This is a genomic window from Parachitinimonas caeni, assembly GCF_030129945.1.
GTDB lineage: Bacteria > Pseudomonadota > Gammaproteobacteria > Burkholderiales > Chitinimonadaceae > Parachitinimonas > Parachitinimonas caeni.
In genome coordinates this window covers 44,131-68,096 of the sequence record NZ_JARRAF010000003.1, presented here as the reverse complement: position 1 = coordinate 68,096, position 23,966 = coordinate 44,131, and the positions used below count along the sequence as shown (strand labels likewise).

At 53.1% G+C, this 23,966-nt stretch carries 17 protein-coding genes and 2 pseudogenes; 12 read left to right on the top strand and 7 right to left on the bottom strand.

All coding sequences use genetic code 11. The features are described 5' to 3' along the window. Positions 1-24: 24 nt before the first annotated feature. Positions 25-1,098 carry a S41 family peptidase gene (locus tag PZA18_RS03285; RefSeq protein ID WP_284099362.1) on the bottom strand — a complete coding sequence of 358 codons (1,074 nt, stop codon included), beginning with the start codon at positions 1,096-1,098 and terminating at the stop codon, positions 25-27. A gap of 137 nt (positions 1,099-1,235) precedes the next feature. Between PZA18_RS03285 and PZA18_RS03280 the strand changes: the two genes are divergently transcribed. Then, the gene (locus PZA18_RS03280) at positions 1,236-1,679 is read left to right on the top strand and encodes an Lrp/AsnC family transcriptional regulator (protein WP_284099361.1); all 444 of its coding nucleotides are present in this window, start codon (positions 1,236-1,238) and stop codon (positions 1,677-1,679) included. A 160-nt stretch (positions 1,680-1,839) separates the two neighbouring features. Here the strand turns inward: PZA18_RS03280 and PZA18_RS03275 are convergent, their stop codons facing one another. After that, a complete protein-coding gene (locus tag PZA18_RS03275; protein ID WP_284099360.1) occupies positions 1,840-5,295 on the bottom strand; it encodes a M9 family metallopeptidase in 3,456 nt (1,151 codons plus the stop codon). Between the two features lie 677 nt (positions 5,296-5,972). Then, complete coding sequence (locus tag PZA18_RS03270; RefSeq protein WP_284099359.1) at positions 5,973-6,098, bottom strand: hypothetical protein; 126 nt, start codon at positions 6,096-6,098, stop codon at positions 5,973-5,975. Between the two features lie 219 nt (positions 6,099-6,317). On the opposite strand from PZA18_RS03270, the gene PZA18_RS03265 reads away from it, so the two are divergent. Both PZA18_RS03265 and PZA18_RS03260 read left to right on the top strand, forming a co-directional pair. Next, complete coding sequence (locus tag PZA18_RS03265) at positions 6,318-6,722, top strand: DUF2000 domain-containing protein (RefSeq protein WP_284099358.1); 405 nt, start codon at positions 6,318-6,320, stop codon at positions 6,720-6,722. A 122-nt stretch (positions 6,723-6,844) separates the two neighbouring features. Further along, a complete protein-coding gene (locus tag PZA18_RS03260) occupies positions 6,845-7,423 on the top strand; it encodes a LysE family translocator (protein ID WP_284099357.1) in 579 nt (192 codons plus the stop codon). A gap of 95 nt (positions 7,424-7,518) precedes the next feature. On the opposite strand, the gene PZA18_RS03255 is transcribed toward PZA18_RS03260, so the two are convergent. Continuing rightward, positions 7,519-8,409 carry a LysR family transcriptional regulator gene (locus PZA18_RS03255; RefSeq protein WP_284099356.1) on the bottom strand — a complete coding sequence of 297 codons (891 nt, stop codon included), beginning with the start codon at positions 8,407-8,409 and terminating at the stop codon, positions 7,519-7,521. A gap of 457 nt (positions 8,410-8,866) precedes the next feature. Here PZA18_RS03255 and PZA18_RS03250 point away from each other — a divergent pair, with 457 nt between their 5' ends. The 8 genes and pseudogenes from PZA18_RS03250 to PZA18_RS03220 all read left to right on the top strand — a co-directional run bounded on the left by PZA18_RS03250 (position 8,867) and on the right by PZA18_RS03220 (position 19,299). Next, complete coding sequence (locus PZA18_RS03250; protein WP_284099355.1) at positions 8,867-9,394, top strand: DUF2939 domain-containing protein; 528 nt, start codon at positions 8,867-8,869, stop codon at positions 9,392-9,394. A gap of 297 nt (positions 9,395-9,691) precedes the next feature. Then, a complete protein-coding gene (gene glmS, locus PZA18_RS03245) occupies positions 9,692-11,518 on the top strand; it encodes a glutamine--fructose-6-phosphate transaminase (isomerizing) (protein WP_284099354.1) in 1,827 nt (608 codons plus the stop codon). A gap of 132 nt (positions 11,519-11,650) precedes the next feature. Further along, a complete protein-coding gene (locus tag PZA18_RS03240) occupies positions 11,651-12,469 on the top strand; it encodes a TnsA endonuclease N-terminal domain-containing protein (RefSeq protein ID WP_284099353.1) in 819 nt (272 codons plus the stop codon). Then, on the top strand, positions 12,453-14,528 hold the full coding sequence (locus PZA18_RS03235; RefSeq protein ID WP_284099352.1) for a Mu transposase C-terminal domain-containing protein: 2,076 nt from the start codon (positions 12,453-12,455) through the stop codon (positions 14,526-14,528). The genes PZA18_RS03240 and PZA18_RS03235 overlap by 17 nt, the downstream gene beginning before the upstream one ends. After that, a complete protein-coding gene (locus PZA18_RS03230; protein ID WP_284099351.1) occupies positions 14,525-16,180 on the top strand; it encodes an AAA family ATPase in 1,656 nt (551 codons plus the stop codon). Before PZA18_RS03235 ends, PZA18_RS03230 begins: the two co-directional genes overlap by 4 nt. Positions 16,181-16,188: 8 nt before the next feature. Next, positions 16,189-16,638, top strand: a pseudogene (locus tag PZA18_RS25445) (TniQ family protein); the annotation flags it as partial. A gap of 87 nt (positions 16,639-16,725) precedes the next feature. Further along, positions 16,726-17,700: a TnsD family Tn7-like transposition protein gene (locus PZA18_RS03225; protein ID WP_284099350.1), complete on the top strand. Its 975-nt coding sequence runs from the start codon at positions 16,726-16,728 to the stop codon at positions 17,698-17,700. 3 nt (positions 17,701-17,703) lie between these two features. After that, a complete protein-coding gene (locus tag PZA18_RS03220) occupies positions 17,704-19,299 on the top strand; it encodes a Tn7-like element transposition protein TnsE (protein WP_284099349.1) in 1,596 nt (531 codons plus the stop codon). A 500-nt stretch (positions 19,300-19,799) separates the two neighbouring features. On the opposite strand, the pseudogene PZA18_RS03215 reads toward PZA18_RS03220, so the two are convergent. Both PZA18_RS03215 and PZA18_RS03210 read right to left on the bottom strand, forming a co-directional pair. Beyond that, positions 19,800-20,521: pseudogene (locus PZA18_RS03215) on the bottom strand (IS5 family transposase); the annotation flags it as partial. 202 nt (positions 20,522-20,723) lie between these two features. Next, positions 20,724-21,401, bottom strand: coding sequence for a Wadjet anti-phage system protein JetD domain-containing protein (locus PZA18_RS03210; RefSeq protein ID WP_284099348.1), 678 nt, complete (start codon positions 21,399-21,401; stop codon positions 20,724-20,726). A 51-nt stretch (positions 21,402-21,452) separates the two neighbouring features. Here PZA18_RS03210 and PZA18_RS03205 point away from each other — a divergent pair. After that, a protein-coding gene (locus PZA18_RS03205) for an IS3 family transposase (RefSeq protein WP_284099347.1) occupies positions 21,453-22,636 on the top strand; the annotation gives its coding sequence in 2 pieces (ribosomal slippage) (positions 21,453-21,720 and positions 21,720-22,636; 1,185 coding nt in all). Here PZA18_RS03205 and PZA18_RS03200 read toward each other — a convergent pair. After that, the gene (locus PZA18_RS03200; protein WP_284099346.1) at positions 22,595-23,647 is read right to left on the bottom strand and encodes a hypothetical protein; all 1,053 of its coding nucleotides are present in this window, start codon (positions 23,645-23,647) and stop codon (positions 22,595-22,597) included. The two genes, PZA18_RS03205 and PZA18_RS03200, sit on opposite strands and share 42 nt — an antisense overlap. Between the last annotated feature and the right edge of the window lie 319 nt (positions 23,648-23,966).

Sequence of the window (23,966 nt, the reverse complement as noted above, 5' to 3'; positions counted from 1 at the left end):
CGCGCCCGAAAGTCCGACAGGCTGTTAGCTGCGGGCTTTGTCGAGCGCTTGCAGCGCCGTTTGGGCCTCTTGGCGTAGCTGCGAGTCTTGAGCGGACTTCGCCAGTTGCTCCAGCGTCAGTCTATGGGCCGTCCGCAACGCGTCGGCTGCAGGTACTGCGATGTCCGGTTTGACGCCAGTCCCCTCCCAATTGCTGCCGGTGATCGGATTGATGGCACGACCATTGGCAATAAAAGCCGAGAAGTGTGGGTGGAGGCGCACGACATCGCCGGGGTGGGCGCCGCCACCCGTCGATTCGCCAACCAGCGTGGCGCGCTTGAGGTTTTTCAGGTTGTAGCTGAATTCCTCCGCACCTGAAAAAGTCCGCTTGGCGGTCAGCACCCAGACCGGCTTGTCGAGGTAACGTTTGCCAGCCACGTCTTTCAAGGTCCAGAACGCTTCGGTGCGATCGGGGATGCGGAAGTAGAGGTCATTCAGATGCACGGGCGTCGGGCCGAACAGATAAGAGCACCATAACTGCACCATCTCCGGGTCGCCGCCACCGTTTTCCCGCAAGTCGATGATCAGTGCGTCAGTATTGGCCAGCAGGTTCATCGTGGCGGCAGCGGTTTCGCGTGCGCTATCTGATGCGGTGACGAAGGCATCCAGCTTCAGATAGCCGATGTTGCCGGTCAGGCGTTCCACCTTTGAAACACCGTGATTGCTGCGCCGGTTCTGCCTGGCTTGTTCGGCCAGCTCGACGGGCGTAGGCACCGCTGCGTCCTGGCGCTCGGGCTGGGGCTGGGCATGAAAGCGCACGCGCAAGTGTTTGTCCTGGCTAACCGCCTGCAAGGATTGGGTGAGCGAGTCAGCAAAGGCCGGCCCTTCGGTCATCGCATCGAAGCGCCCCTGACGGCTTTCGGTCTGCAGGCTGGCGATCATGGCTTCGGCCACTTTGGGAAACACATAATCTGTGCGAAGTCTTGCCGACAATTGCTGGATGACAGTCTGCCGAACTTCGGCGTTGAGGCTGGGAGCGGGCTCGGCTGCGGATGCTGCGCTGACTGCGAGGGCGCACAGCAGAGGGGCGAATGTGCGGGGGAGCTTGGGTTTGTGCATGTGGAATCTCCGATCGGCGACGGCTTGGGCTATCGCCGTCTATAGTGGATTTTGGCTAGGCAGTATAGCGACGTGCCAGCTTGATTTTTCTTAGTAATTGCGTCTGATTTGGCAATGAGGCAGAGAAATATACGGTCATGGATAGAATTGACAGAGAAATCCTTGGCAGGCTGACCAAAGATGCCCGCCTGAGCTACCGTGAGCTGGGTGAGCAAGTTCATTTGAGCGCGAATGCGGTCGCTGAAAGGGTTAGGCGCTTGCAGCTGGCTGGGGCTATTCGGGGCTTTCATGCGGATCTGGATCTCGCGGCGCTGGGCTGGCCTTTACAGGCGCTGGTAGATGTCAAACTGCGGCCGGGTGTTAGTGCGACCCAGTTTGAGTCCATGCTCAAGCTTATCCCTGGCGTGCTCGGCGCGCAGTTACTGACGGGCACTTTCGATTATCTGCTCAGGGTTGCCTGTGCCGATCAGCAGGATCTGGTGCGGGTGGTGGAGGCGCTACGCGAGACGGCCGGCGCCCAGGAAACCTATAGCCGGTTGATTTTGCGCGATCTGGTGGTGACAAACGGTATGCCCGACTAGGCGCTGTTGACATTTTATTTCCGGTCGCGCCGGGCCGAGTTTTGGGGCCTGGCGCGACCGCAAACCTGACGTCAACAGAACCTGGTTATGCCAAAGGCCACCTTGTTGCCAAGGTGGCCTTTGTTATCAACGTCTGCCGGAAAGGTTAACCCCGGTAGGCTCAGTTGAACTTGGCGTTGATGGATACACCCGAATACGGCTGTTTGGCACGCATCATGATGTGGTAGTACTCGCCATTGCTTGCGGTTGGATTATCCAGTACCACCGACTCCTCGTTGCCCGCGTTGGTGGATTTGCCATCAAACTTGGTTTCAGAGGGCCAATTCTGGCTTTTCACGTACAGATCAACATCACCGCTACCACCGCTGGTGTTGATGGTCAGCTTCTGTACACCTTTGGGAACCCACAACCAGTACCAGCTTGAACCGTTGCTGGCGATATTGCTGCGGGTGCAGCCATCAGCCAGGGCGTCTTTACGGTCTTTCGGGCAGCTATCACCGGTTTCGCCAGCTACTTTGACCTTGATGTCCGACTTGGTGCTGAGCTGACCATCATCAACCGTGACTGTGACCGTGGTTTCACCGGTTTTGCCTGCTGCGGGTTTCACGGTGAGGACACGAGCGGCGTCCGTACCCGTCAAGACCAGGCCATCCGCCGGGATCAGATTGCTATCGGCTGCGGTGGCGGTCACCTTGAGTTTGGACGACGGGGTTTCCTGATCCAGTACGCCGAACATTTCGGTGGTGGCCGTCCCAGCGCTGGCATTGATGTCCTTCAGGCCCACGATGCGCGGCGCAGTATTGCCGGTGGCGGCGCTGACTTTGACGTTGAACATGCCCTGTGTGAACAGTTCGCCATCAAAGACTCCCATCAGGACATTCACCTCGCCGCCTTTACCGCCGACCGGTTTCAGGCTCAGCGTACGTTCTGTGCCCTTGCCGCTGATTTCGAGCGCGCCGGGGGGCAGGATGCTCGGGTCGGACGACACAGCAAAGACCGCCAGTTTTTCCGCAGGGGTTTCCTGATCGGACACCGTGAAGTTCAGCGTGCCAGTCTGACCGGCGGTGACGGAGACATCACGCAAACCACCAAACTTCGGTGCGGTGTTGACACCGCCAGTCCCGGCGACCGTGACCTTGAAGCTGGATTGCGAGGTGAGCGAGCCATCGGACACCGAAACGGTCACCATGCCTTCGCCTGTTTTTCCGGCAGCGGGTTTGATGGTCAGGGTGCGTTGTTCGTTGCTGCCGCCCAGAATCAGGGCATCGGTCGGAATCAGGCCCGTATTGGACGACGCGACACTGACTTTGAGCTGGCCGGCTGCGGTTTCGGCATCGCTGACCGTGAAATTGAGCGATGCGGCCTGACCTGCCGAGGCATTGATGTCACGCAAACCGGCGATCTTGGGTGCGGTGTTGCTGCTGGTACCGCTACCAATGGTGACTTTGATCGACTGCTGGCTGGTGAGCTTGCCGTCGCTGACCACGACGGTCACCACGGCTTCGCCTGTTGCCTTGGCATTGGGCAGTAGCGTGAGGGTGCGCTGGCTGCCTGTTCCACCAAGGACCATGCCCGAGGCCGGAATCAGGTTGGTGTTGTTGATCTGGACGTTGACCTTGAGCTGATCGGCAGCGGTCTCTTTATCGCTGACGGTGAAGTTCAGCACAGGAATGGTCTGGCCGACATTCACCTTGACATCGCTGAGACCGGTAACCAGGGGGGCGGTATTGGTGTTGTTACCGCCGCCACCGTTGGAAGGTTTGCCACCGGCAAATTCCCCGCCGGTTGCGACGGTCTTCAGCCATGCGGCAAAGTCTGCATCCAGACTGGTGCCCAGATCGTTGATCATCTTCTGGTAGCCAGCGAAATCGCCGCGTCGGGTAGCCAGCAGCATGTTTTCGACAAAGGGCCGCTGCCGCTCGTGCATATAACGCACGGCCAGATAGCCCCAGGCGTAGATGCGGTTGCTATCGGCATTGGCGTAAGTGGTCTTGAACAGGGTACTCAGGCTGTAGGTACCTTTGCGTGCTTCGTTGACCGCCCCTGTATTGTTGTTCTGGTAGGAGTAGTACTCGGCGACACCCTCACCCCACCAGACCATGGCCACACTCTGGCTCTTGCCGAAGTCCCCTTCTGCGTTGTAACGGCCATCAAGGTAGTGAATGTATTCGTGCTTGAGGTTCCACACTTCAAACAGCGGACGTTTCCACTGGGCTTCGTGCGCGATGAAGCGAGCCTGATTGCCTGGCTTGGCCGGATTCCCTTCGAGATACATACCACCGTTGTTGGTGCTGATACCGAACAGCGGGCCGGCGTAGGTGTTGTAGTTGTTGTAATCGTCAAAAACGACCACTTCGAGCGCGGTATTGTTGTCGTTCGGTACCGGAGTGCTGGCCAGTGGGTCGGTATTGCCGAAGGTGCCGTAATGGAACAGCTTTTCTTCGGCAGCGAGGTCGGCGCAGGCACCGGCCAATTGCTCGGCGGTCATTTCCTGGGCGCGAATCGTCAGGGTTGGGCCGCACTTGTGGGTAATCGGCAGAATCTTGGCAGCCAGATCGGCCTTGTAGTTACAGGTGCCGTAGTAGCTGCAATTGTCCTTGTCGTAATAGTTGGCACCATCCACAGCGGCCATCCAGATGCTGGCCCCGCTGCCACCCAAGGCATTGTCGGTGATCATGGTGCGAACCATCGGCTGGACTTCGGCCTTACGCTCCGGATATTGCAGGAAGCGGGCCAGCTCACGCGCAGCGTTGGCGAGCATGAATTCGTCTCCCGTACCGCGCATATTGAGATTGCGGCGGTAGAAATCGAACACAGCGGTGGCATAACTGCCATCGGCCTTCATCAAAGCCTTGAAGTCGGCATTCTGGTGGCCACGGAAGTACACCGTAAACGCATTGTTATAAGCATTGCGCACTGAGCTGACCTTGCGCTGCTCGGCACCAAAGGTTCTCAGCATTTCTTTGATGACGGGCATAAAGCGGGCATTTTCGCCGGCGCTATCGATCAGGGTGACGGTTTCGCCGAGGATGTCGCCGTTTTCCTTGCTGATCGTCCAGATGGCCTTGTTGGCGAAGAAGGCATCCAGCGCACGTTGCTGCGCTGCCTTGGCGGCTGCGCCGTAATCACCAACATCCTTCTTGTTGTACCACTGCACGTAATACCCAGCGCGCAGGAACATCACTACCTGATAGATGCCTTCCTTGTTGGTGCCGTCATAACGCGGGGCAAGACGGGTCAGTTCATCCAGCGCGGCAACCAGCTTGGCTTCCTTGAAAATGGCCTGGGCGTTGCTGCCGGTGACGCCGAACAGCTGGTTCATGCAGCTGGTGGTAGACGAGGTGATCATCTTGGCCAGCCCTGCGGTATCGGCACGGGCAAAGGCGGCGACATCACAGTTGGCATCAGCAAACATGCGGACCGGTGGCTGGAACGTCGGGTCTTGCATTGGCTTCGGATCGGTGCGGGTTTCAGAACGCTGGGTGCTGTGCAACAGCGCTTCAGTGACCGGGGTGATCGAGGCTGGGGTCGGGGCCTCGACGGCGTAAGCGGCAAAGCTGGAGGCGACAGCGACAGCCATCAGGGCTAACGCGTGGCAGTTCGGATATTTCATCATGCTCTCCTAAAGCACATCAGATCGGGAAACCGCCGGACACGACCGTCCGCATGGCGGTATGAGTAATCGCTGACAACCTGCAGGATCATGCGGTTTAAGCCATGACCGGCCTGGCTGAGCCAGCAGGAATTCATTAATTATGTGGAATGCATAATATCGCCTGTTCAAACAAATGGGCAATGCCGTGAGCATAAGATTTTCGCGAATAATGCGGGTTTTTAACAGACTGTAAAAATTCAGCTGTTGGTGTAGTTTTGATTAATAAGTTGTGGGTAATTTCAAGCAATTTTTGGTTGCGCAAGGTTACAGATAGGGTAGGGATGTTTCTATGAGAATCAGGTTAACTTGTTGATTTGTCACTGCGAAAGTGTGGCGCTTGCAAGCCTTGCTTGGTGTGGCATGGCAGGTTGTTCGACGATATGTTGGGTGATATGGCGGAGTGAAGGAGTGCTTAATGATGTGGTTTTTAAAATGAATGGAACATTGAATGCCTAGTGAGAGATTAGGGAATTGCAAATGAAATCAACCTATTAATTGTTTCGCTCTGAAATGTGGCAACGAAAAGGTGACTTGCGGGATTTTTCGTGTCAGGTGGCGTGATGTGTCGAAAAATTGACAGGCAGGCCGGGCAGAGTACGAGCCTAAGGATCTGCCGTCGAGGCGGAAGGTATATAAGATTATTCGCTGATCAGGGTGTAGCAGGCGTCGTTGCCATGCTGCGGGCACTGGCTTGAACCGCCACCAGGCTGACGGCTGTGCGAATAGGTGGTGGCGTAAAGCGTCTCGGTGGATTGATCAATCAATAGAGGAAATCACTGCCAGGGAGGCGGGTATTTTTCAAACAATCGCCATCAGCATGCGGGGTTGTTGTGGGTAAGTATTTGATTTTTAGCTGCCTTGCCTTTTTGCGTTTGATGATTTATTGAAAGGTTTATTTCGAGAATCTGGCATTCTCAATCCAAATCGACCGACATAGAATTCATTTCATCCTGAAATACCCCATACACCACAAGGAAAACGAAATGGAAAATAAATGTGTCGTGATTGTCGATGAGTCCATGCCTTTAGGTACCATTGCCAATACCACAGCAGTATTGGCGGCCACCCTGGGTAAATTGCGGCCAGAAATGATTGGTGCCGATTTACCCGATTCCAGCGGATTTCTGCATCAGGGCATTACCACCATGGCGCTGCCAATACTCAAAGGCAATGGCCCTTTGCTTAAGCGTATGCGCAGTCAGCTCAAGGCGTTCGAGCCGGCTCTGCTGGTGGTGGATCTGATCAGCGCAACCCGCACCACCAAGTCTTATCAGGAATATGCGGCAGTGTTAGCGGCCGATGAGGATATCGAATACTTTGGCCTGGCATTATTTGGCGATAAAAAAACTGTGAATAGCCTCACGGGCAGCCTTGGTTTGTTACGCTGATCCATTCAATCAATATGGCCTGTATGGTTATTTAAACCATTAAATAAATATTATTAAACTAAATTAATTCTGCAAACTCTGCCCGGAGAAAAAGCATGATGTCTCTTCTGATGGCCATGTGTGTGTTTTCGCTGACCATGTCCATTTCACCTGGACCCGTGAATATGGTGATCGTCTCTGCGGGGGCGAATCATGGCTTTTGGCGCACCCTGCCTTTTGTTTCGGGGGCGACGATCGGATTTACCCTGTTGCTGGTTTTTGTGGGGTTCTCCCTCATGCAGGTCATCAGCGGATACCCCGGACTCATGCTTGCCATGGAGCTGGTCGGCTCGGCATTCATCATCCATGTTGGTTACAAGATTGCGGCATCGTCACCCGACCTCATACTGGAAAAGCGCGGGGTACCGACATTCATGCAGGGCTTTCTGCTGCAGTGGCTTAATCCCAAAGCCTGGATTGCCTGTGCAGCCGGCGCGGCGTTATTCACCGACCCGGCAAGTCATACCACCCTGCTGGCGTTCATTGCTGTGTATTTCCTCATTTGCTATGCCTCGCTGGCGGCCTGGGCAATCTTGGGCGATCGGGTCTCGGTTCTGCTCGGCAACCACCAACGCATACGAATCTTCAACCTGTTGATGGGGGGCATGCTTATCGCATCGGCTGTCTATCTGGTCTGCAGCCAGTTTCTCGGCGCGCCTTGAAGCGGTCGAGGCATCGCCCGATGTCAATAGAGCCTAGGTGCCGCTGACGTTTTCATATCAAACACATACTGCAAACATCGACAGCGCCAAAGGCTTCAAGGCGTGTTCAGCGCGTCATAGAGCGCGTTGATCAGGGTATAGGCGATGCTGCTGGGCGAGATATTGGGTGGCCACACTGCATAAACCTTCATCGGCGCCAGTGACCATTCCGGCAAGACAGCGACCATGCTCCCCTCGTCGAGATGGGCTTGCGCCAGCTGGGTTGGAGGGGCTGCCAGGCCGATGCCCTGTCGCGCCAGTTGATAAGCGGCTTCGACGTTATCCACACGAATTTGCGGTACATACTTCACATCGCAAGTGTCACCACCGGTATGGGTGAAAGTGCGCAGATTCGGCCGCATGCTCAACCCCAGCCAGGGAATGTGGGCCAGATCGCGCGGATGGGTGATGGCGGGATGCTGATCAAGTAACACTTGGCTGGCTACCACCACGCGGGGGAACTCAAACAGCCGCCTGGCTTTCAGTGTGCTGTCGGGAAGATCACCGATGCGGAATGCCACATCAATGCTTTCATCAATGATGTTATGGCGGTTGTCGCTACACACGATATCCATGCTGAGGCCGGGATGGTGCCTGATGAAGTGGGCGATCTGCGCCATGAAATCGTGATGGCTGATAAACAGTGCCGGGATCGAGATCCGCAAGCTGTTCGACGTCGAAATCGACCGCTGCGTGAATTCGATGATCCCTTTTTCATACAGCTCCAGCATGGCGCGGGCGGTTTCCAGCAGATTGGCGCCATCGTGCGTCAGAGACAACTTGCGCGTGTTGCGATACAACAGCGTGACGCCCAGATTCTTCTCCAGTTTTGCCAGATGCATGCTGATGGTGGCCGGCGATAGCGCCAGCGCTTCTGCCGCGCGTGAGAACGAGCCGGTTTCTGCAACTTTCGCAAACACAATCAGATAGCGGATGTCTTCAATCATATCGGGCTCGAATTTTCAGAAAATTGGCTTGTCTGCACAGACATGGCGGAACGTCCCGGCTGGTGGCGGCAGATCATGAGGCGCTGCTCTGGCTGGGAGTGAGGCCGGGGTTGCGAGTCGGGCCGTCAGAATCGAGGGTTTGGATGGGGATTGGCAAGAATGGGTTGTTGAACCCAAGCCCATCAATTTTATTCCCATATTTGTATGGGGGTCTAAAAGCTGTCAAACCCTGTAAGTATTTAGGCGCTGTTGACCTGCTTGTTTGCTAATTAAATGCACACCTGCTGGCGCTTGATTATTTAACTGGATTTCTCGACCAGATTTTATTTGGGATAAGTGACATTCAAATTCAGTGCCATGCAGCGGTACGGTAAAATGGCCGGTTGGCCAGATGGGGCGCACCGCACGTCGCGACAAGGTGCCCACTAAAAACAGATTAAGTAAAAAAGGATAATGAATGAAGAAAAACGGCAAGCTGCTGATTGCTTTGATTTTTGGCCTTTTTGCCGCGTGGTTTTATGCTGCCCCCTATCTCACTCTGCAGGCGATCAAGTCGGCCGCCAATGCGCGGGATGCTGACAAACTATCCGGGTATATCAATTTCCCGCTGCTAAGAGCAAGCATCAAAGAACAATATAGCGCCTTGATGCAAGACTCGATGCGCGACAAGCGGGACAACCCGCTTGCGGTATTGGGTTCCAGCCTGGCGCTGGCCCTGGCGGATAAAGTGGTCGATACCGTCGTCCGGCCCGAAGGGCTGGCGCGATTGATGAGCGGCGAGAAGATTCACGGTAACAGGGAGGGGGAGAATCCAACCACCCCCCGGCCGCAGGATGAAACGGAAATTACAACGGGCTATGCCGCGTTTGACCAATTTGAAATGCGCATCCGGAAGAAACACGCTACCGATAAACCGCTGGTGCTGGTCTTGAAGCGAGAGAACCTGTTCTTCTGGAAGCTGGCGGGAATGAAACTGCCGGTATAAATCCGGCTCTCAGTTGATGAGAGGCGAGCGGCGCGATTCGGAGGTTGGCTGGCAGCAAGGGTAAGCGGAGCGTTTGCCGCACCTTGGCCGGGCCCTTGGAGAGGCCAGGCAAATCTGGCTGAGCTTGCCTTGCAATCACCCTGCCGGGCCCCATTTAGTCACAATCTGCAAGACGTGTGGGACGGACCGCTGAAGTCGGCGACCTTGCGACCGCACAAGGTCCGCACCCGAAAAGGCGGGTCGAGCCAAGAACAACCGGGCAGGATGGATCTGTCTGATTAGGGAGTGATCAAACCAATGTGTGGAATTGTGGGAGCAGTAGCGCGCAGAGACATCGTGCCTGTGCTGGTTGAGGGATTGAAGCGCCTTGAGTATCGCGGTTATGACTCGGCGGGTGTTGCCGTGCTCAATGGCGACATCAAGCGGGTGCGGCGCGTTGGCCGCGTGGCAGAAATGGAAGCCGGTGTCAGGGCTGAAAACCTGCAAGGCGAAATCGGGATCGGCCACACCCGTTGGGCGACGCACGGCGGTGTGACGGAGCCGAATGCCCATCCGCATGTCTCACAGGGGCTGATTGCCGTCGTGCATAACGGCATCATCGAAAACCACGAAGAGAAACGCCAATATCTGCGGCAGCTGGGCTACCAGTTTGATTCGCAGACCGATACCGAAGTCATCGCCCATCTGGTTCACCATTACTACCTTCAGAACGGCGATCTATTCCTGGCGGTGCAACAAGTCGCCTCCGAGCTGACCGGCGCCTACGCCATCGCCGTCATGGCCAAAGATCAGCCCGGCGTATTGGCCTGTGCCCGCATGGGATGCCCGCTGGTGGTTGGGCTGGGCGAGGGCGAACAATTCATCGCCTCCGATATCTCGGCCATTCTGTCGGTTACCCGTCGTTTCCAGTTTCTGGAAGACGGCGATGTCGCCGAAGTGCGGCACGATAAGATCCACATCGTCGATCGCAACCGCCAGCCGGTTGAGCGCAAGCTGCATGTGAGCGATCTGTCGCTGACCTCGCTGGAGCTGGGCTCATACAGCCACTTCATGCAGAAGGAAATCCACGAACAGCCCAAAGCCTTGGCCGATACCATTGAGCCGATACTGGAAGAAGGCTTCTCGCCCGCCTTGTTCGGCGCAGCGGCGGCCGAAGTGCTGCCCAAGGTCGAAGGGGTGCTGATTCTGGCTTGCGGCACCAGCTACTATGCCGGCATGGTGGCGCGCCACTGGATCGAATCGATTGCCAAGCTGCCGTGCCAGATTGAAATTGCCTCGGAATACCGTTACAGCGAAACCTTTGCCAAGCCCAACTGGCTGGTTGTCACCATCTCGCAGTCCGGCGAAACCCTCGACACGATGGAGGCACTCAAATTTGCCTTCAGCCTGGGCCACGACAAATCGCTGTCGATCTGCAATGTGCGCGAAAGCGCCTTGCCGCGCGCGTCCAATCTGGTCTTCTATACCCGCGCGGGCGCTGAAATCGGGGTAGCGTCAACCAAGGCCTTTACCACCCAGCTGGTGGCCCTGTTTGCGCTGGCAGCAACGCTGGCCAAGCTCAAGGGTCAACTGTCGGTTGACCAGGAAAAGCAGCATCTCGATGCCCTGCGCCTCATCCCCGGCAGCGTGCAGCATGCGCTCAACCTCGAACCGCAAATCAAACTGTGGGCCGAGCGCTTCTACAGCAAGCACCATGCCCTGTTCCTTGGTCGCGTTCTGCATTACCCGATCGCTCTGGAAGGTGCGCTCAAGCTCAAGGAAATTTCCTACATCCACGCCGAAGCCTATCCGGCAGGCGAACTCAAACATGGCCCGCTGGCGTTGGTTGATCAAGACATGCCTATCGTCGTGATCGCTCCTAACGATGCCTTGCTGGAAAAGCTCAAATCCAATATGCAGGAAGTCCGCGCCCGTGGTGGTGAGCTGTTCGTGTTTACCGACCTCGACAGCCACTTTACCGAGTCGGAAGGCGTCAACGTCATCCGCACCCCGCGCCACGCCGGCGTGCTCAGCCCGATTGTTCACGCCATCCCGGTGCAACTTTTGGCCTACCACACCGCCCTGCAACGTGGCACCGACGTCGATAAACCCCGCAACCTCGCCAAGAGCGTAACGGTAGAGTAGCCGCTGATTCGCAATCGGGCACGCTGTGGGATACAAATAAAGTTGGAGACTTTGAAATAAAGATAGTAACTTAAAATAAATCTGGTAACTTTTTCATGCGTCTTTACGCCATGTAGGCTGGAGGTGTGGAGTATGAGCAGTTTCGATCTGGATCCCCGTTCCCGAAAATGGATAAAGCAGGGGCGTGGAACTGGCACTGGAAAAGATTACCAGCCTTGGTTAACGGTTAGAGACCTGCCTTCGATGGGCAGGTCTCATCGCATCTGGGGGTCTCAGACTCAGCGAACACATCATCTGCTTTCTGACTTGGAGTTAGCGGCGTTTTTCCTGTTCGACTGGAACTCAAACGTTGTTGATATCCGAGAGCAATACCCCCTTAGACTTGATGAGACACACGAGATAGCTATGCAAGCAGGCATTCGCCATCCGGAGATGAGGGGAAAGATTCAGGTGATGTCCACCGATTTCCTTGTGGATACCAGCATTCCGGGTGCCCTGCGAATGGCAATTCAGGTCAAAACGTCAGCGGATCTTTTCAACCCAAGAACAATTGAAAAGCTGGAGATTGAGCGTCGCTATTGGGCGGGGAAAGAAATCCCTTGGTACTTGCTGACCGAGAAGCAAATACCAAGGGCAGTGAGCGCAAATATTAGCTGGCTATATCCAGCTCAAGCTGTTTCGGAAGCATTTGAGGACTTACTCAACTTGGCGCCGCTGTACCTGCAGTTCTTCTCGACAAATCAAGCGTTGCGAATTTCTCAGGCTGCAATGATGTTGGATCAAGCGTATGCACTTGCGCCAGGGGAGTCGTTGCAAAATATCCGCACAATGATGGCACTTCGGATCTTGCTGTTCGACATTTACACGCCATGGTCAACCTTGACCGTGCAGGAGTTGAGAGCTTCATCAGATCTGCATGCGTTGAGGGATCGTTATGCTGCAAATCAATGATGTGTTCATCCATGACGAGACAAAGTATCGAATTCTGGATACGACGGCAGACGGATATGTATGGATTGATATTCTTTCCGATACTGCTCTTCCCGAAAGCATTTCCCTCTCCGCAGTTGAATCAGCAATCCTCTCTGAAGAACTGAGAAAGGCTGAAGATCCTTACAAGCACCTCGCTACTGTACTGCCTGCTGAGGGTTCAATTGCGAGGCAAATCCGAGATAAGCGAGTAGAGGCGATTAAAGACTTGATTCGCCACCCTGGCATCTACCAACGGAAGGGCCGTGGGGCGTTGGTCTTACAGGCTACCCAAGACAACGGTATTCCTAAAAAGACCATCTATGCCTATCTCCGCCAATACTGGCAACGCGGGTGTACTCCGAATGCCTTGCTTCCAGATTATGAAAATTCGGGTGGGAGAGGTAAGCCACGTACCGGTACCGGGAAGAAATTGGGGCGGCCTAGAAGCATTGCCCCAGGAAATGGTGCAAGAGTCGATGCAACGATTGAGCGCATGTTTCGCATTGTGCTTGATCGATACTACCTGATCGAAAATGGTCATTCTCTACCGTATGCGCATCGTCGTTTCGAGGATATGTATGAAGCGGCCCATTCCGATGTGGCAAAAGCAGACTTCCCTACTGTCGCCCAACTGCGGCATTTCTACGAACGGGAGTACGTGCGGCCAGAACGCATTCGACTAAAAGCCAACAGAATTGATTACCAGAAAGACGTCCGCCCTCTGCGGAGCACGGCAACCTCCAATGTGCATGGGCCTGGAGGGCGATATGAGATTGACGCTACCGTAGCGGATATCTATCTGTTATCGGCCGACAGGCAAAAGATCATTGGTCGCCCGACTTTGTACATTGTTGTCGATGTATACAGCCGGCTGGTATGCGGATTTTATGTAGGACTTGAAAACCCATCCTATGTAACCGCCATGTTGGCCCTGATCAATGCGATGACCGACAAGACAAAACTATGTCAATCATATGGTTACAGCATAGAACCAGAGGAATGGCCTGCTATCGGGCTGCCTGATGCAATACTTGCCGACCGGGGAGAGCTACTGGGACACCAAATCGAATACCTGGAGCAAGCGTTCGGGGTCCGAATTGAGAACACCCCACCGTATCGCGGTGACGCAAAGGGCATTGTTGAGCGTTACTTTCGCACGATCCAGGCGGATTTCAAGCCTTTTTCGCCAGGCGTGGTGACTGGAAGCACGGCAAAAAAACGCGGGGGGAATGATTACCGACTGGATGCAACATTAACACTGGATGACTTTACCAAAGTCATTTTGGGCTCCATTTTGCACCGTAATCTGAGTTCCGTACTGGCGAAATATGATCGAGATCCGGATATGCCGGATACTCTCCCCGCTATACCGATTCATATCTGGCGTTGGGGCATCCAACATCGTAGTGGGCGCTTGAGAAATGCTTCGGAGCTCGCCTTAAAAGTTGCCTTGCTGCCACGTCAAAAGGTGACTCTCTCTGATCATGGCATCCAATGCTTCGGAGTGTATTACACAAGTAGCGAGTTACTTGCATCCGGCTGGTTGCACCGCGCTGGGCAGCGACGGCCGGGGCCATTTAAAGCGGCTTATGATCCCGCCATCGCTGATCGAATATATTTCTTTCCTGATCCGAACAAGTCTGAATACTGGGAATGTTCATTGACGGATCGTTCGCGGGGATACCGAGGTAAATCCCTATGGGAAGTCTGGGAGAGCCAGCAGCAGCAACGAAAAACAACGGCTTCCGCCAAGTTGCAGGCAGGTGAAAGCAAAAGGGCGCTGGAAAATTTAATTCAGACAACCATTTGTAACGCAGAGAAGCTTCGCCCTGCCCATCTGGGTGAATCCAAGACCGAGGCACTTTCAGGAATTGGGAAGAACCGACAAGAGGCGCGCAAACTCGAACGGCAACAGCGCCAAAATACAGCGCAGCTTGAGCCGAAGTCCCAAAAAGCTAGCATTACATACCTGCATACACCACCAGAAGACGGTGCATTCCCAGATTTTCTTGACGACCTGTTCGGAGAGCGCGAATGACATTACCAAAGGGAATGGTTCACGCGGTATACAAGGACACAGGGATCAGTCGATATCATGGAAATCCGTTAATTGAGGCGCTACCTCCCATTCTAGATCGGCATCAACTACGGGAGGGCTTATCCGGCCAGATTGCAATTCGCCCAACGGATATTTACCTTGATGGCCAGACACGAATTCACGTCATTTCCCAACTCTTGGATGGTTTCTTTCAGCCGCTGTCACGCCATATCGAACTGGAGTCCAAGTTGTCGATCATGCTCCGGCAAGGTTATATAGGCAGAAATCTGGCTACCGGTGAATTGAATGCTCATATCCAGAATGGCTATGAGCGGGTCATGCAGGGAGATCTTGGGGTTTTCCGATTTGAACATGTGGAATCTACCGCCAAAAGCTTAGCTTTCATTGGCTGCTCGGGATCAGGAAAAACAAGTTCATTAAATCGTATTCTGGCAACCTATCCTCAATTGATTTATCACGAACGCTATAACTTCACCCAGATTGTCTTTTTGAAAATTGACTGCCCGCACGATGGATCTCTAAAGAGCTTATGCCATAACTTCTTCCGAGAAATTGACTCGGTACTGGCAACCAATTATGTGCGCCGGTATGTCGAGAAGCGGCATAGCGTAGAAACGCTTCTTGCGGTGATGGCCCATATAGCTAATACCCATGCGATTGGTCTTTTGGTAATAGATGAAATTCAACACTTGAACGTCCGGCACTCGGGCGGCGCAGAGCGAATGCTCAACTTCTTTGTCACGCTGGTAAACGAAATCTCAATTCCAGTTGTTATGGTAGGAACACCAAAAGCCAGACCCATCTTTGAATCAGATCTGAGATCAGCCCGTCGCGGTGCTGGCTTCGGATCTATCTTGTGGGAGCCATTGAGCAAGCCATCTCCCGATGCAGATATATTACGTACCGAATGGGGGGCTTTCACCAGTCGATTGTGGAAGTATCAATGGCTTACCAAGGCATCAACAGAGATTTCAGGTGAGATCTGTGAAACTTGGTATGACCTTTCCCAGGGCATTATGGATGTTGTCATCAAGCTATTTGTTTTGTCTCAGATCCGTGCCGTGGTAACCGGTGTTGAGTGTATTACGCCGATATTGATGAAAAGGGTATACCAAGATGAATTGAAACCCATTCATCCCATGATGGATGCCTTACGATCAGGGGACGTGACAAAAATTGCTCGCTATTCGGACCTTACGATCCCCGATATTGATAAAAAAATCCTGGAGCTTGGCAACTTACTACGTGCCAAACAGGGAAGTCTGGATGGTACGTGCAAGTATCGAGGAAATGAGCAAGCCATTCGTTTACACAATATGCTTGTTGATATGGGGTATGAGTCAGATTTGCTTGAGCCATTAATTAGTCGTGCTTTTACGGATCATCCTAATTTGGTGATGAAGGATTTGATGCCGTTGATCCTCAATTGGTACCAGGGTGCCAAAGAAGAAAAGCCGACAATTTCTACGTTTAAAGCGACTGCTGTGAAAAAGGAAGTTTGGCACACGCTGGATTCGCATGATCTTCGTTTTCTTTTTTCCCAGGCAGCCAATGAAGAAGAGCTACACACATCGCTAAACAAGGCTGGGCTGTTTCTTGATACAAAACTTTGGATTAATGCTCTTGGGTAATTGCGGCGTTGAGTTTTCCACTGCCTTATCCCGAAGAATTGTTATATAGCACCCTAGCCAGAGCGGGTATCCGGTATGGTCTGACTAGTCCGAAACAGCTACTGGATGAAATATTTTCGTCCCGCAGTGTTATCGCTACGTTGGATTTTCCGAACCATCTCTCAATTGTCGCTAATTGGTTGCCCGATGCATTCAACCCAGAAAGGCTAATAGACCATCACACGTTATTTCCAATTTACTCGCCATTTGTACCCGAGGCTCGGCGCCTGCAGTGTATTAAATGGATGCTGGGGAAATCGCATGGTGCGGTACATCTAGCGCTGGGAGTCGTAGCTTCAAGAATTAAGATCCCACGTTTCATTCGCTATTGCCCAGGTTGCTTAAGGGTACAACTTAGACAGTATGGAGAGTATTTTTGGTTGCGAGAGTGGCAAGTCTCGGGCGTTGAGGCTTGCCCGGAGCATGGTCGTTTGATCGATTCGCATATAGCGCGGCCTCTGCAAGACCGTCATCGGTTTGTGGCGGCATCACCTGAGAAGTGCCTCTTGGTAAAGCAAAGTGCAGGAAATGTCGAGTCAGCTCGGATTGGTGATCAAGTACGGCAATTACTTAAATGTCCCAATCAACCATCCCCAGCTTTTTCTCAATGGACTCACTATTATCAGAGTTTAGCGCACTTAAATGGTCTTTCTCGCGGGGATGCACAGATTAATCACCACGCTGTTAGCGAAATGATTTTGCAAGCTTGGTCTGCAGCCTGGCTGGCTCGCAATAACCTTGCATCGGGTGTTTCAGGCTACGGTGAATCTGATTGGCTTCGGGCGATGTTTCGGAAGCACAGAAAGGGCTTCAGTTACTTGGAGCATATCATTGTAAATTATGCTTTTCTCGGCAATAACTTTCAGATAGTCGAGGTTCTAGAAAAAGTCCGCCAATATCCGGTGGAGGATCTGCATTCACAAATTCAGACTGGCAAGGATGAAGATCAGGGCCTCTCTATTGATCAGGAGGATTGGCTTCATCATTTAAAGTCTTACTTACCCAAGCAGGCCAGAGTAGTCTCGCCAGCGTTATATGCCAGGCTCTATCGAAGACACCGCGACTGGCTACAAGGAGTGAATAGCAGACGTCACATTGATGGACATGTCTTGCGCAGAATTGGTCGCCTGAACTGGGGAGAGAGGGATCGGGAATACCTGGATATGCTTCTTCAGTGCGCTAAGTTAATGAAATCCGATCAGGCCGGGCCAAGGCGCTCAAGAGCCTATTACCTACGAATGATCGGCAGCAAATCGACGATTGAAAAAAACCTGCATCGAATGCCACTTTCCCAGAAGTTTCTGGTAACTCACTCTGAGAGTGTAGAGCAATACCAAATCCGTAGGCTAAAAAATGCTTATCGTGCGCTTAGAAAACAATTTGACGTGCCACCACGATGGCGGCTACTCAGAGCCGCAAACTTGAGTGAAGAGAGGCTGGCAGATTCTGCAAAAAAGTATTTGGAAGAATTGGAAATTTAGCGGATGAAGTTCAAAGATCTTGCAGATAACAGTACGATTAAAGAAATTGGCTCCCTGTTTCGCCGCCTGAATAGTGCGGATTGGTATATAAATATAAAATTGGCGCCGAATCAAAAGAAGCTGTATTTCAGTATATCGCAGATCCCCGTATTGGCTAGGCGCAGAGTACTTAATCCAACGGAAGAACTTCAACCTGCCGGTTTTCTGTCCCGCATTGCAGTGACGAGTACTCGCAATTGGAAAGCAGAATTGATTAAAACTTGTCCTATTTCTGCAGTAAATAGGGCTGGCGACTCGAATCAGTGGTGCTTTGTATTTGAGCATAAAGGGACAAGGTATTACTTGCCGCAACTAGAACTTGCCCGGGTTTTATTTTTCCATCATGCTTATATTGCACGTCTTTCTATGAATCAAAACGGGCTTTTGGAGGAGTTTGATATTCAGTGCATGAGTAAGTTAAATAAAGCGCTGATCAATATTTTACCGACCTGCACTTTTCCCCTTTATGCAAGAGCCGATTATGCACTTAGGAGAACATTAGCTTGGATTCTATTGGATGATGATGCACGACAGTCATTTGAAAGTATTGCTCGGTTCCAAGTGAAGGAGGGTTATGATACTGAAAAATACCATTTATGGCGTTTTCAGTTTAATCCTCCATTACTGGAGGGTGCTGAGCTGACCATTCGTGGTCATTTCGATCAGAATTCCAATGTGTTTTTCGTTTATGAAGTGTACGGCGTATCCAATCTATTTTGTAATTGCCCGGCCTATGTTGATTTCTTTGACCCACGATACACCGAACGGCAACAAGGGCAGGAGCATGTGGTTCGGTCAGGCCAGTCATCTTCCTTGGATGTCATCGTTGATGATGAGCAAGAACCTGACTTGGATAAAGCCGAGCAGCGAATTGAAACCGCTATGGTTGCATTTGAGTTTAGAAATCCCTTTTTCACTACGAGAGGCGGTAAAAGGAAAGGGACTGCTATAGGCGGTCGAACGGATATCAACGAATCATCAACACCTGCTGTTAGTTCAGAGGTTAGTACCAACGATGCAACTGTGAAGGGCTGTTTGTCCCCGGCTGACTATGACGGGGTGGATGATCAAAGTGCCGATACGCACTTGTATGCCGACAAGTTTGAAGCATTTGAGGCGATGGTTACCAAGTTAGCTGCAATGCCCAATTGCCATCATGTTGGAAAGGAAATACGGAAGCTTCCCAGGATGGAAGGATATTCAAAGTATCTACTCGCAGATGGAAATCCACGTTGCATGGCATTCCATCTCATATGTCACGGTGGCGCAACCTATGCGTTGCTCGAAGTGGATACCTCAGACAACAGAAATAGTTTGTCAACACTTTTGCTGAAGCAGCCGGCCATACTCTTTGACTGGAGACATCAGATTTGCGAGTTAGAGAAGCGGTTGCTGAAGCTTTCGCTGGCCTGGCCAACTGCGTTGCTTGATAATGTATTTGGTGTTAGTTATAGGCGTATTCCCCATCAACGAATGCTCTCAGAAAGTAAGATGCTTTTGGAGCAAGACTCTATTCATCGTTGGGCAGAGCGTGTGTATTCTGAAATGATTTCACTATAGCACGCTGTTGAAAAAAGTGTCACGACGCCCCCTCAATAGGGCCTCCGCACTCGAATGGCATAATAGTTTTCGGGTCGATTTAGCCTAAATTTTAGGCAATAACTCCGAAGTTTTGGGTTTACGCGACTTTTCTAATCTGATTGGCTGCTCAAATTTTGAGCAGTTGTGCCGGTTGTATAGCCCAATATCTTCCGCTCCCATGCCACACGGCCCCCTCTCTTGGCAAATCAGCAAAATATGCCATTCGAGTGCGGAGGCCCTGACCCCCTCAAAAGCCCGTCACGAACTTTAAAAGGCAGCCTCATTCTCTGTTCAGGACTCAGCACCCTGATTTCGAGCTGTTTTGTTGCCCGTTTTCGGGCATTTGCCGCCGTTCTGCGGCTTCAGGACGAATCGGCTCTATGTAGCAGCCTCTCGCTATCCGCACAGCGTTATCATGCGCGTCAGATTCCATACCGCAAAGGTTATTAGCGCCTGGGCTTGCACTTTCGCGGTGCCAATGTGCCGGTTGCCAGGGTGGTCTCGACATCCACCACCAAGCCGTTCCGGTTCCCCATCAGAAGGTGATTCAGGTGACGCAGCTCTTGGCCTCGGCAAACTTTGCTTTCTTGTGCAGCCGCGCATCCGGGTCAGTCTTCGACTGATGCGTGGCATTGCTGAAGGTCTCTCCCTTGAAATCTACCTCCGCATTGCTACCGCCCGAGTCACCGGACTCATCCGGTGGATCGTTTCGATCTTTGCGTACCAAACTCTTGTGGGAGGCCCAAGCTTCAATCATCGTGCCATCGACACTGAAATGTTCATCAGAAACCAAACGGGCCCAATCAGCCAGCGCCAGTACCCGGTTAAAGAATTCTCGCAGCAGCATTTGCTCCAGCAAGCGGTCTCGGTTAGCGCTGAAGGTACTGTGATCCCAGACCGGATCATCGACGCCCAGACCGACAAACCAGCGAAACAGTAGGTTGTAATCCAGTTGCTCTACCAGCAGGCGTTCACTGCGGATGGTGTAGAGCGCCTGCAGCAACAGCGCTCTGAGCAGCCGTTCCAGGGCAATGGACGGTCGGCCGACCAGAGCATAACGGGCATCAAACTGCGGACTCATCGACACCAGAATGAAATCAACTGCCTGCTTGAGCCGCCGTAGCGGGTGGGTGCACGGCACGCGCTCATTCAGATCAACGTAGCTAAACATCGCACCTTGGTTGGCATCGCTTCCGCGCATGAGAATCGGGACTTATCTTAATAAGGAGATTTGGATTATCTCATCCCGCCAATCTAACTCGACTGCGTGGAATGGATGGGTTTTTCAACAACCTGTTAAATGTTCATGCGACTTGTTTTTTCGGATCGGGATAATGGCATGTCGAGCGATTTTCTCAGATTAAATAGGAAGGTAGGCTTTCACACATCGGGGAGTCAGGGAGCTAGCTGTGACTAACGATCTCCTGCACACTGAGCGCTTCCTGATCGATTCCTCTTGTTTTGCACAAGCGAGCCAACTCGTCAATGACAGGGGCACAATTCAGCTCATCTGGAGTGATCGGAGATTGGCCAGCCTTGGCCGTGAAGCAGTTGTAGGAGTGGCCCCGACCTTCAAGTAGGCGCTGCTTCATTGGTTCATAGAGTGAACTCAACTCCAGTGTGGGAAGGCGCTTCTTGAGCCGCAGGTAAATGCGCAATCCCTCTGGATCAAGGTCACCCCAGAATTCCAGGGGAGAGTGGTGCAACAGTGTCGATAGATCTGGGGGATTGCCGTATCTTCGTAATTGCACGAGGCCTTCCGTACCAGACTCTATCTGCCGAGCCAACTGTCGCCCAAAGGCATCACCACCTCTGGTTAGTCCGTATCCAAAGGTCACAACCAGTGCGTCAGTTACTGCCAACCCCGCAGCGATGGCACGTTCGAATGCCCAAGGATTCTCGATGAGAATTGTCTTCTTTGGGGCTTCGGGTCCGGCGGTCACCACATATGAAATCTGGTCAGGCCACTCCGGATCAGTGCCAAGAAAGCGCTTCAGGACCGCTGTTGGGATCTCGCTCAGAATCTTCGAAGAGGAGAGCAGGTAGCGCGCACTCACAATGAACTGTGTGTAGTGGTCCAATAATTTCGGACACCTCGATGAGTGGATAATCCACCAACAGAGGGAAGTCACATGACAGATAAACGTAGAAGTTTCGACGCCAGCTTCAAGCTTCAGGTTGTCAAGATCGTCAAAGAACAGGGCGTGAGTATCCGCCAGGTAAGCCAGGACATGGGGCTGGGAGAAACCGCCGTGCGAAGCTGGGTAAAGCAATATGAGGCAGAGCTGGCTGGGCAACCTGGAATTGGCAAGCCATTGACGATGGAGCAGCAACGCATTCGCCAGCTCGAAGAAGAGAATCGGCGGTTACGGCAGGACGTTGAAATATTAAAAAAGGCGTCGGCCTTCTTTGCACGAGAACTGAAGTGAGTCAGCGGCTCGTTCAGCAGTTGCAACAGAAGGCCATTCCGGTAAGCCACGTATGCCAACTCCTTGGCATCAGCCGGTCGGGCTACTACGAAGCGCGTCGTCGTCAGTCGGGTCGAGAACAGACGACCTGTGTGCTCAGCACGCAGGTCAAGGCGTCCTTCCATGCGAGCGGGGCGTGCTACGGCAGTCGCCGGATCGTGGCTGAACTCTCCGGTAAAGGCATCAAAATCAGTCGCTACCGCGTTCGCCGCCTAATGCACGAATATGGGTTGCGGGTATGCTGGAAGCGGAAGTTCGTTCACACCACCGACAGCAAGCATGCTCTGCCGGTGGCTGAAAATATACTGGACCGCCAGTTTGAACCGGCAGAGCCGAATCAGGCCTGGACGTCGGACATAACGTATATTCGAACTCGTACAGGCTGGTTGTATCTGGCGGCGGTTCTCGATCTGTATTCCCGCAAGATCATCGGCTGGGCGATGGCCTCAACCATGCCGGCAACGCTGGTCAGCACCGCTTTGCAGATGGCGATTGCACAACGGCGACCACCGGCTGGCCTGATCATGCACTCCGACCGTGGCAGCCAGTATGCGAGCGCTGAGTATCAGGCGCTACTGCACCGACATGGATTGCGTTGCAGTATGAGCCGCAAGGGCAATTGCTGGGACAACTCAGTGATGGAGCGCTTCTTCCTCAGCCTGAAAATGGAGCGCGTCTGGCGACGGGATTATGCCAATCAGGAAGAGGCAATTCGTGATGTTGCCGACTACATTGTTGAGTTCTACAACGGTCGTCGGCTGCATTCACATTTGAACTACCAGTCACCCAATGCTTTCGAGCAGCCTTCAACGGCCGAAACACTTAGCGCTGTGTCCGGAAATACTTGACCACTGCACATTGGGCATCCAGGGCAGTACATCGGACATCGCTGAATCAAGTTGGGCCGCCACGCCATCCGGGCGGGCTGTAAGAGAACGGGCCATGTCCAGGAGACGCATGACAGGCGCACGCACGGTCTGCGCGCGCTGCGCATCCTTCACGAACTTTACGAATCGTCGAGACAAGCTTTCCGTGCTTTGCAGCACGATCTCTATTTCTGCTTGCAGGTTCCCTAGCTCATAGGTGATGCCCCGCGTTGCGCGCCACAGGGTGAACGCATCTTCCGTCTGCTCGGAGAAGAGCAATGACATGGCCGAAAGCACCAGTTGGGAAGCTTCGTGCAGCGTCTCACTGATCTTTGCGCCGTCGCTGATCAGCGCATCGCGAAGATCCACAAGGGTCGGTCGTTCCGTGGCGTCCGCGATCTGGCGAGCCTTTCCAGCGAGGTCTCGCACCATTTCTCTGCAGAACCGTGGCACGTCCTCGAACTGACCGCGTTCGATGGCCTTGAGCAGCCGCTGAGCGTCAACGTCACTGTAAAGCCAGCTTTCCTTGAGCGACCCCACACGCAGGAGCAGGCGTGCGTTTTCAGTGAGCGCAACTTGATGCAGACTTTGATCGAAGACAACCAGTGCCGTAGTGTCGCTTGTGTGCGCAAAGGTAATCTCTCCCGTGCCAGCCATGAGGCCGTAGCGAATCTCACGCGGCATCGCTAGGGAGGCAACGCAATAGGATAGCTCGTCAATCGAGACCTCGCCGGCCTCGCTCTGCAACTCGGTAGCAAGCGCCTTGAGCGATATCCGCAATTGGCCCTGCTCGATTTCGACCCTCCCAAGGGTTTGGAGTACCCCTACGGCGAGGAAGAGATTTCGACCGGCAGTGTCTGGCACTTCCGGAACGGTGATACTGCTACCGCTGCTGCGTGACTGATGGAAATCTAGCAATCGCGAAACCGCCGCAACCAGTCGGATTTCCGCCGGGACTTGGGTATTTATGACCTGAGGCATGTGTCGCAGCACTGAGACTCTTGCAGCACTTGGCGATTCTGCAGCCGTGTCACTTACGAAAAGATCCACAGCTGCACCTCGGTAAAGTTGACCAATGTCCGCGAACAACTCGATGGAAGAAGGATGCCCAGGAGCGTAGGTATCAGTAGGTCTTGCGAAGTGTGGGCAGCCAACTAATCCACCCAATCATTAATTTCAATCTCGTCCGACTCGTGGGGATTGATCTCGACGAGTACGAAAAAATTTCGATATCTACCGCCATCTTTCTCGCCCATCTTTACTCCCCGGACACTCCAATGGATTATTGTTTTCTTTCCGTCAGCCGTATCGC

Coding starts and splice junctions, on each gene's coding strand:
- PZA18_RS03285 (WP_284099362.1), bottom strand. CDS start 1,098: ATGCACAAACCCAAGCTCCCCCGCACATTCGCCCCTCTGCTGTGCGCC.
- PZA18_RS03280 (WP_284099361.1), top strand. CDS start 1,236: ATGGATAGAATTGACAGAGAAATCCTTGGCAGGCTGACCAAAGATGCC.
- PZA18_RS03275 (WP_284099360.1), bottom strand. CDS start 5,295: ATGATGAAATATCCGAACTGCCACGCGTTAGCCCTGATGGCTGTCGCT.
- PZA18_RS03265 (WP_284099358.1), top strand. CDS start 6,318: ATGGAAAATAAATGTGTCGTGATTGTCGATGAGTCCATGCCTTTAGGT.
- PZA18_RS03255 (WP_284099356.1), bottom strand. CDS start 8,409: ATGATTGAAGACATCCGCTATCTGATTGTGTTTGCGAAAGTTGCAGAA.
- PZA18_RS03250 (WP_284099355.1), top strand. CDS start 8,867: ATGAAGAAAAACGGCAAGCTGCTGATTGCTTTGATTTTTGGCCTTTTT.
- glmS (WP_284099354.1), top strand. CDS start 9,692: ATGTGTGGAATTGTGGGAGCAGTAGCGCGCAGAGACATCGTGCCTGTG.
- PZA18_RS03240 (WP_284099353.1), top strand. CDS start 11,651: ATGAGCAGTTTCGATCTGGATCCCCGTTCCCGAAAATGGATAAAGCAG.
- PZA18_RS03235 (WP_284099352.1), top strand. CDS start 12,453: ATGCTGCAAATCAATGATGTGTTCATCCATGACGAGACAAAGTATCGA.
- PZA18_RS03230 (WP_284099351.1), top strand. CDS start 14,525: ATGACATTACCAAAGGGAATGGTTCACGCGGTATACAAGGACACAGGG.
- PZA18_RS03220 (WP_284099349.1), top strand. CDS start 17,704: ATGAAGTTCAAAGATCTTGCAGATAACAGTACGATTAAAGAAATTGGC.